We start from the raw sequence: 223 nt of genomic DNA on the forward strand, positions 1-223 counted from the left end.
GTCACCGTATCACCCACTTCCACACCCGTTGGAATACTCACCACCGTTTCAACACCGTCATTGTTCTCTGCCACGCTCACGCTGCCGTCCGCTGCGTCCGCGATGGTAAGTGTTGGCGCCGCAGTTGGTACGGTGGCATCAAAATCAAACGTCACTGGCGCACTGTCACCACTGCTGTTGCCAGCGGCATCCGTAATGCTGCTGGTGATGCTGTAGTTACCTT

The 223-nt window shown here is 56.5% G+C and carries 1 protein-coding gene; it reads right to left on the reverse strand.

What is annotated here, in order from left to right; all coding sequences use genetic code 11:
- The coding region (locus AACW06_RS20720) for a hypothetical protein (protein ID WP_192076430.1) at positions 1-223 on the reverse strand (223 nt) is incomplete at both ends.

The sequence above is a fragment of the Vibrio sp. S12_S33 genome, assembly GCF_963889785.1.
Taxonomy (GTDB): domain Bacteria; phylum Pseudomonadota; class Gammaproteobacteria; order Enterobacterales; family Vibrionaceae; genus Vibrio; species Vibrio aestuarianus.